The sequence below is a fragment of the Pseudomonas sp. P5_B2 genome (assembly GCF_056400445.1).
Window position 1 is genome coordinate 1 of record NZ_JBFULH010000625.1, and the last position, 2,301, is coordinate 2,301.

Consider the following 2,301-nt stretch of genomic DNA (forward strand, 5'->3'; position numbering starts at 1 on the left):
GCTCTGACGACGGTTGTTGAGGTAGGCGATGTCTAGTGCCAGCACTTCAATCATTTTCATTGCTGGCAGGTCTTCAGACTCTTTTTGCTGGATTTCGCCGTTTCTCAGGTATCGGAAGCGCAGTTCACATTGCTCGTCCATTGGAGAGATGTGCTGAGCCTCATCAAACCAGTTGCCCTTGCGATGGCCGCAGTGCAGTGGATTACCCGGCTCAGTTTCACGAATGCACGAGGCATGGAGGTTCTGGTACTCCAATGCCAGTTCTTCGAAATGCTCTTGCGGTCTGAAGTGCTCGATATGGCTGTTGGAAGCCCCTATTTCTCTTCCGCAGTAGCAGCAGAAAAATCCTTGCTCAATCAACAAGCAGTTGTGAAGGTTCCGTTTTTGCGGGTTTTGCAGCGTTGGATAAGTGGGCGTCCACTCATCATTTGCCGAGCTTTTCCATTCTGTAAATGAAGCGGGTTCAGTTCCTTTGAGCACTCGCTTCATTTGCCGAGGATCTCCTTGCGCCTGATCAACGCTTCGGCACCAGCAAACTCTGGAAGGTCTGGGGCTTTTTTCTTCAGTGCTTCAAGTTGCGACTTTGCTTTTTTGAGGTCGTTGTCTTCAAGAGTTGAAAACAGCTCGGAGAGCAGTTTTTCAATCTCGGGCTCGCGTTGCGCAACGTCCATAACCTCCTCAAGTACGCTACTGGAGTCCAGGCCGTAGGTGACACGTGGGTGAGACGCATCGCCGTTATTCAAGACAATGACTTCTTCAGGTCTCAGGCTGCCGATGATTTGAGGAGAGTGGCTGGCCGCTATGAATTGGACTTTGGGGAATGCCTGCTTCAGCGCCGGTACGATGGAGCGCTGCCATGCCGGGTGAAGATGAATATCCAGCTCGTCGATGATGACTACGCCTGAGGTATTTTTCAGTACGTCCTTACCCATGTGGGGATTGAGGATGCACATACGGCGGGCGATGTCGGCAAAGAGCGCGACCATGCCTCGTTGGCCGTCACTGAGACTGTCGAAGGGAATGGTTTTTTCTCCTTCAACATCGATCAATAAGCTTTGAAGTCTAAGGTCGTAGCGAAGGTTTTTGGTTTTTGGCAGCGCTATCTCAATTGCTTGATTGACCCACGCCAGTTCGTCATCGAATGGGGGCAGTGCTGATTTTGCGTCCAACAAGTTTTGCATTCGCTCAAGTGTCTTACCGATGAGCCAGCTTTCGAAGTCTTTTAAATCGGTAACTGCATCAAACCAGTTCGTGTATCCGTCCAGGCGAGAGATTCTTTGTTGTGCGGCAAACTCGGCTGAAACATTTGCGCCTATCCACTGACGATTGGATCGGTAAAAAACGAGAACTGGTAACTCGATACTTTCGCCAAGATCGAATTTTACGAACTCTTTGTCTGTCGTAAGCCCCAACTCATCATTTACGAGGGGCGGGAAATACTCGCTCGCATGAGTGGTTTCCCATTTCTTGACTCCTAGTATTTCCCCCTGTGCTTCCAGCCGAAGCGGGAACATCCGTTCGATTCGGCTACGGCCTTCAAATTTGTTTATGACAAAGCGCACGTCTTCCAGGGCCAAGGCGATGGATTGCAGTTTTATGGTGCTCGCATATTCGATGAACGAAACAGCCACCGCCTGCAACAACGATGTCTTCCCGCTCCCATTAACCCCCACCACCAGATTGAAACCCGGCTGGAAGTCGAAAGTGGCATCTTCGTAGCAACGAAAATTCTGAATGTGGAGACGGTCCAGGCGCATTCTGGCTTCCCTTTACCAAGACTGGCGAATGTCGTCAGTGTACCTTGGCTCGCGATTACCGCTAGGTCGCAGTTGTGGCTAAACCTGTGCGGTGCCTGGCAACGGCGGCAACTTCGCCAGCTTCAACGCTACCAACAGCGCAATCACCAGCAACGCACCAATGAACAGCCCAATCCCGTTCCATCCACCCAAGTGCCAGAACACCCCACCCGCCGTCCCCGCAATACTCGACCCGGTGTAATAGCTGAACAGATACAACGATGACGCCTGCCCCTTGGCCTTGATCGCGCGGCGGCCGATCCAGCTGCTCGCCACGGAGTGCGCGGCAAAGAAGCCAAAGGTAAAGATCAGCATGCCGATGATCACCACCGGCAGCGGCGTGAACATGGTCAGGGCAAGGCCGGCGAGCATCAGCACAATCGTCGCCCAAAGCACTTTGCGTCGACCCAGCTTGTCAGCCAGCGAACCGATTTTCGCCGAGCTGTAGATCCCAGACAGATACACCACCGAGAGCAGTCCGACGAAGGCTTGCTCCATGTGATAC

General features: G+C 52.5%; 3 protein-coding genes. All 3 read right to left on the bottom strand.

Going from position 1 to position 2,301, the window contains the following annotated elements:
- Window positions 1-489: retron system putative HNH endonuclease (locus AC1DRJ_RS24860; protein ID WP_477804495.1), on the bottom strand; the 489-nt coding region annotated here is incomplete at its 3' end.
- A complete protein-coding gene (locus tag AC1DRJ_RS24865) occupies window positions 486-1,757 on the bottom strand; it encodes an AAA family ATPase (protein WP_477804496.1) in 1,272 nt (423 codons plus the stop codon). The genes AC1DRJ_RS24865 and AC1DRJ_RS24860, both read right to left, overlap by 4 nt.
- Window positions 1,758-1,835: 78 nt before the next feature.
- On the bottom strand, window positions 1,836-2,301 hold a 466-nt coding region (locus AC1DRJ_RS24870; protein WP_477804497.1), incomplete at its 5' end, for an MFS transporter.